The sequence below is a fragment of the Blautia sp. CAG:237 genome, assembly GCF_000436615.1.
Taxonomy (GTDB): Bacteria; Bacillota; Clostridia; order Lachnospirales; family Lachnospiraceae; genus Blautia_A; species Blautia_A intestinihominis.
The window spans coordinates 48,775-54,408 of the sequence record NZ_FR886764.1 but is presented as its reverse complement, the minus strand read 5'-3'; the positions used below and the strand labels follow the sequence as shown (position 1 = coordinate 54,408).

3 protein-coding genes and 1 pseudogene are annotated in these 5,634 nt (G+C 48.6%); all 4 read left to right on the top strand.

The window, feature by feature from the left end; genetic code table 11:
- A pseudogene (locus tag QZL69_RS12110) lies at positions 1–573 on the top strand (hypothetical protein); the annotation flags it as partial.
- Between the two features lie 436 nt (positions 574–1,009).
- Positions 1,010–2,881, top strand: coding sequence for an ATP-dependent zinc metalloprotease FtsH (gene ftsH / locus QZL69_RS12105; protein ID WP_022215463.1), 1,872 nt, complete (start codon positions 1,010–1,012; stop codon positions 2,879–2,881).
- A 163-nt stretch (positions 2,882–3,044) separates the two neighbouring features.
- Positions 3,045–3,380, top strand: a complete 336-nt coding sequence (locus tag QZL69_RS12100) for an anti-sigma factor family protein (RefSeq protein WP_118252423.1) — start codon at positions 3,045–3,047, stop codon at positions 3,378–3,380.
- Positions 3,381–3,423: 43 nt separating this feature from the next.
- The coding region (polA, locus tag QZL69_RS12095; RefSeq protein WP_291519591.1) for a DNA polymerase I at positions 3,424–5,634 on the top strand (2,211 nt) is incomplete at its 3' end.

Below are 5,634 nucleotides of genomic sequence, written 5' to 3'. Positions count from 1 at the left end.
ATATTTGGCCTGGCGAGGGCACTGCAGATCATGGGTGGCGGCTTCTACAACTGCCAGAGTGTCACCCGTCATGCCAAACAGAAAGGAACCTGGCACAGCACACCAAAGAAAGGTGCGCTGATCATCTTCCGGAATGGCTCACACATTGGATCCGTAAACTCGTATGACACAACCTACGTCTACACCAATGAAGGCAATACATCCAGCGCACCAGGTGTTGTGGCAAACGGCGGAGCGTGCCGCAATAAGAAATATAAACTCACAGATTCTGCGATTGATGGCTACGTATGGATCGATTACGGTACAACAGAAGACCAGAAATCCACAGAGACTGCAGTGCAGCTTAGCAAAGTTCCGAAATGGGTGGGCATGGTCAATACCGCCGAGCTCAACGTCCGTTCCTGGCCAGGTAAAGAGAATCCAACCATCAAAAAATACCCGTATCTTGCACAGCATAATCTTATTGATGTGTGCGATACAATCAAGGCTGCTGATGGCAGTACTTGGTATTATGTCCGTATTGTAAATAAGTACTACGGATTTGTGGCAGCTCGTTACATTACCAGGGTATAAAAAAATCCCGGCAGGTACCCTCTGCCGGGAGCATATTGTATCATCATTTTCGTGTGAACTTTCGTGAGAACCAGTGTGCAGTTTCTATGTTTTATTGTACATTATCTTGTAACGCGGAACATAATAAAAGTATTGATTTTACAGGGCTTTCGGAGAATTTCTTGTATTTACTGGTGTTTGCGGATTTTCAAAGAATCCGGTTCGAGTCCGGCCAGCGGCACTTACAGAAGCTCTCTGAATGGTTCAGGGAGCTTTTTTCTGCCCTTAAATAACTTCCAGTCGAAAAACGCTTTATGAAAAGTTTATAAAAATTCATACAATGAACATTGAATAACCATGAAAAAAATGGTATGGTACATGACATAAATGATTTCGAAAGAATACGGGAATGCTGAATATACCGAATGATTTCGAAGAGATGGAGGACAGAGGATAAATGAAATTTGGTAACAAGAAACCAGAAAAGATACCAATGTATGTCTATTACATCATTGCCGGTATCATTATCATTCTTCTGAACATGCTCGTAGTTCCGGCAGTGCAGGAACGAAGCGTGCAGAAGACAGATTATTCTACTTTCATACAGAGCGTGGAGAAGGGTGAAGTCACCAAGGCCACAGTAGAAGAAAATTATATTTATTATGAGATCGGCTCCGAGGATTCAGACGATGCCGTTCTCTGCAAGACCGTCAAAATGGACGACCCGGATCTTGTAAACCGTCTGCTGGACGCAGATGTGACCATGGACGAAGTACTTCCTGAGAGTCCGTCTATCTTTATGACACTTCTTTTGAGCTATGTAGTGCCGATCGTGATCTTTATCTTTATCGGACGCTGGCTCAGCAAGAAGATGATGGCATCCATGGGCGGCGGTCCTGGAGGAACGATGTCCTTTGGAAAGAGCAATGCCAAAGTCTACGTCAAATCATCCACAGGGATCAAGTTTTCTGATGTGGCAGGAGAGGACGAGGCGAAGGAGCTTCTGACAGAGATCGTTGACTATCTCCACAATCCGCACAAATATACAGAGATCGGAGCTTCCATGCCAAAAGGTGCCCTCCTTGTAGGCCCTCCAGGAACAGGTAAGACCCTTCTTGCCAAGGCTGTTGCAGGTGAGGCAGAAGTACCATTTTTCTCTATCTCCGGTTCTGAGTTTGTAGAGATGTTTGTTGGTATGGGTGCGGCCAAGGTCCGTGACCTTTTTAAACAGGCGAATGAGAAAGCTCCTTGTATTGTCTTCATCGATGAGATCGATACCATTGGTAAGAAGCGTGACGGTGCCGGATTCACAGGCGGTAACGATGAGCGTGAGCAGACACTGAACCAGCTTCTGACAGAGATGGATGGTTTTGACGGCTCCAAGGGTGTTGTGATCCTTGCCGCAACAAACCGCCCGGATTCCTTGGACCCGGCACTTCTCCGTCCGGGACGTTTTGACCGGAGGATCCCTGTAGAACTTCCAGATATCCAGGGACGTGAGGAGATCCTCAAAGTCCATGCGAAGAAGATCAAGATCGCAGATACCGTCAGATTTGACGAGATCGCCAAGGCAGCAGCAGGTGCTTCCGGTGCAGAACTTGCCAATATCGTCAATGAGGCAGCTCTCCGTGCTGTCCGTGACGGACGTAAGTTCGCAACACAGGCAGACTTCGAGGAGAGTATCGAGGTTGTTATCGCCGGTTATCAGAAGAAGAACCGTGTGCTTTCCAACAAGGAGAAACTGATCGTATCCTACCATGAGATCGGGCATGCGCTGGTCGCTGCGAAGCAGACAGAGTCCGCACCGGTTCACAAGATCACGATCATCCCGCGTACTTCCGGTGCGCTTGGATACACCATGCAGGTCGATGAGCAGGAACACTACCTCATGACCAAAGAAGAACTGGAAAACAAGATCGCTACATTCACCGGTGGACGTGCGGCGGAGGAGCTGATCTTCCACTCCATCACAACCGGAGCATCCAACGATATCGAGCAGGCGACCAAGATCGCAAGAGCGATGATCTCACGCTATGGTATGAGTGATGATTTTGATATGGTTGCGATGGAAACAGTCAGCAACCAGTATCTTGGCGGCGATTCCAGCCTTGCATGCTCTTTTGAGACACAGACACTTCTGGACAAGAAGGTTGTAGACCTTGTCCGCACCCAGCATGAGAAGGCACTCAAGATCCTTCAGGATAATATCGGCAAGCTTCATGAGCTGGCGAAGTATCTCTATGAACATGAGACGATCACAGGCGAAGAATTCATGAAGATCCTTGAGGCTCCGTCGGAGATCCCGGGTGTAAGCCTTACAAAAGAATAAAAGACACCGCTATTTTGAGCGTGCGGCAGAAGAACAGAAGACAGTTCCGGCGAAATTCGTTGAGAACTGTCTTTTTTTATGCTATACTACGAAGAAGAATGAATACTGCCCGGTCGGAATGGGCAGCCAGACAGAAATAAGGGAGGTGCAGTCGGTGTCGGGAATGGATTGCAGAACAGCAGAGAGTATGGTCACACGTTTTATCGATCACAGTCTGTCTGTGAATGAACTGGAGGAATTTCTGGATCATATAGAGACCTGTCCCTCCTGCTATGATGAACTGGAGACTTATTTTATCGTACATGAGGCAATGCAGCAGCTTGATGAGAAGGAGGACGGGACAGTCCTTGACTTTAAGAAACTTCTGGAGCAGGAGATCCGGAGATCCAGACGCTCTATCCGGCAGAAGAGGGGGCTTCGTTTTACGCTGGGGCTTATCTGCATGGCAGCCGCTGTGGCCTTGTGCGTGTTTGTGATCTTTGCTATATTAGGGAAATAAAGAGCATCGAGTGTGAGCCAAAATGTAACAGGAGGACAGAAACTTGAGTGAAAAAATATTATTGATAGATGGACACAGTATACTGAACCGCGCTTTTTATGGGCTTCCGGATCTGACCAATTCAGAGGGGAAACATACAGGCGCGGTTTATGGATTTTTGAATATCCTTTTCCGCATTCTTGAGGAGGAAAAACCAGATTATCTGACTGTTGCGTTTGACCTTCATGAGCCGACGTTCCGCCATAAGATGTACGAGGCATACAAAGGCACGAGAAAGCCGATGCCGTCAGAACTGCGTGAGCAGGTACCTCTGATCCGGGAAGTACTCACGTCCATGGGAGTCAAGACCGTATCCATGGCAGGATATGAGGCAGATGACCTTCTTGGCACACTGGCGTTCCGAAGTGAGAAACAGGGGATGGATGTCACAATCCTTTCCGGAGACCGTGACCTTCTCCAGCTTGCGACAGACAAGATTATGATCCGTCTGCCAAAGACATCCCGGGGCAAGACAACGATCGAGAATTTCCATGCAGAGCAGGTTCTGGAGAAATATCAGGTAACACCGCCGCAGATCATTGAGCTCAAGGCCCTGATGGGAGACTCCGCCGACAATATCCCGGGGATCCCGGGTGTCGGAGAGAAAACAGCGACCAAACTGATCGTACAGTATGGCTCCATTGAGAATGCACACGAGCATCTCGAGGAAGTGAAGCCAAACAAGGCGAAGGAATCTCTCAGGGAGCACTACGATCTGGCAGTCTTAAGCAAGACTCTGGCAACGATCAACACGGACAGCCCGCTGGAATTTGCATACGAGGAGGCAAGGCTTCAGGATCTTTATACGCCAGAAGCTTACGAACTTTGCAAACGTCTGGAATTCAAGAACCTTTTGAGCCGTTTTGATGCGGCAAGTGTGTCACAGCAGACGATGACAGATGACTTTTTTACCTGCGAAGACCTTTCTGGGGCAGAGGCACTTTTCCAGAAGGCAGCAGCGAAGCCTTATGTCGGCGTAGAACTTCTCTGTGACAGGGAAGACGTTTACGGAGTCGGGATCGCACTGGAGGAAGAGGAAGTTTATCATATTCCGGCGCAGGGGCTTATGACAGGCGACTATCTCTGCGGTAAATTAAAAGAACTCGCCGACACGACGGTTCTCTGCTGCATGGATGTCAAGAGCGTTCTGAAACATGTGAAACTTACAGAAACTTCCCATGTGTTTGATACAGGAATCGGTGTATATCTTCTGAATCCGCTGAAATCTTCCTACACTTTCGACGACGTGGCAAAGGAATATCTCGATGGGAAACTCCTTCCGACCCGTGAGGACCTTCTTGGCAAGGACAGCATCCAAAAAGCCTGGGAAAAATCCTCCGAAGGACTGGGGACCTACGCCTGCTATGTGGCATATACAGCTTTGGCGTCCAGAGGACCGATCGAAAAAGCCCTCCACGAGACGGAAATGTGGAAAGTCTACACAGAGATCGAGCTTCCGCTGGTATTTACCCTGAATTCCATGGAAGAGTGGGGGATCCGTGTCAAGGGCGAAGAATTAAAGAGCTACGGAGAAAAATTAAGCGTCCGCATCCAGGAACTGGAAAAAATGATCTGGGAGCAGGCAGGAGAAGAATTCAACATCAACTCTCCGAAACAGCTCGGTGTGATCCTGTTCGAAAAAATGGGGATTCCGGGCGGCAAGAAGACAAAAACAGGTTATTCTACAGCCGCAGATATCCTTGAGAAACTTGCACCGGAACATGAAATCATCAAAAATATCCTGGAATACCGCCAGCTTGCGAAACTCAAATCCACTTATGCAGACGGACTGAGTGCCGTGATCGAACCGGATGGAAGGATCCATTCCACCTTTAACCAGACGATCACAGCGACGGGACGTATCAGCAGTACGGAACCGAACCTTCAAAACATTCCGGTCAGAATGGAACTCGGACGGCTGATCCGCAAAGTTTTTGTGCCGGAAGATGGTTTTGTATTTCTGGATGCAGACTACTCGCAGATCGAACTTCGAGTACTCGCGCATATGTCCGGGGACGAGAAGCTGATCCAGGCATACAGAGAGGCACAGGATATCCACCGCCTGACAGCATCTCAGGTATTCCACGTTCCGTTTGACGAAGTGACACCACTGCAGCGAAGAAACGCCAAGGCGGTCAACTTTGGTATCGTATATGGGATCAGCTCCTTCGGACTCAGTCAGGACTTAAGCATCACCCGCAAAGAGGCGGCTGCC

What these genes read in the sequence shown, in the direction of transcription:
- ftsH (WP_022215463.1), top strand. Translation starts at nt 1,010, where the DNA reads ATGAAATTTGGTAACAAGAAACCAGAAAAGATACCAATGTATGTCTAT.
- QZL69_RS12100 (WP_118252423.1), top strand. Translation starts at nt 3,045, where the DNA reads ATGGATTGCAGAACAGCAGAGAGTATGGTCACACGTTTTATCGATCAC.